Here is a 550-nt window from a genome sequence, read left to right on the forward strand (position 1 = left end):
AGCTTCAGGAGGCCGAGCGTCAAGAGGGTGAGCCCAAGGAACGCATGGTCGGTGAGCAGGTTTCCGAGGACGAGATCGCTGCGGTTGTCTCCGCCTGGACCGGCATCCCAACCGGAAGGCTGCTAGCCGGCGAAAGCCAGAAGCTGCTGCAGCTCGAGGCCGAGCTAGGTAAGCGACTCATTGGCCAGAAGAAGGCGGTCAAGGCGGTCAGCGATGCGGTTCGGCGCTCGAAGGCGGGCATCTCAGATCCCGACAGGCCAACTGGATCATTTATGTTCCTGGGCCCAACCGGGGTGGGAAAGACCGAGCTTGCCAAGTCGCTGGCCGAGTTCTTGTTTGACGATGAGAAGAGCATGGTCCGGATTGATATGAGCGAGTACTCGGAGAAGCACTCGGTCTCGAGGCTGATTGGTGCCCCTCCGGGGTATGTCGGCTATGACGAGGGCGGTCAGCTAACCGAGGCAATCAGGCGCAGGCCCTACTCGGTCGTCCTGATGGACGAGATTGAGAAGGCCCACCCCGAGGTCTTTGACATCCTGCTTCAGGTTCT

General features: G+C 60.5%; 1 protein-coding gene. It reads left to right on the plus strand.

Features of this window, described 5'->3' with window-relative positions; genetic code table 11:
* The coding region (locus tag AC1QQ2_RS15015) for an AAA family ATPase (RefSeq protein WP_479713750.1) at positions 1–550 on the plus strand (550 nt) is incomplete at both ends.

Source organism: Aestuarium sp. (assembly GCF_023253315.1).
Taxonomy (GTDB): Bacteria; Pseudomonadota; Alphaproteobacteria; order Rhodobacterales; family Rhodobacteraceae; genus Marivivens; species Marivivens donghaensis.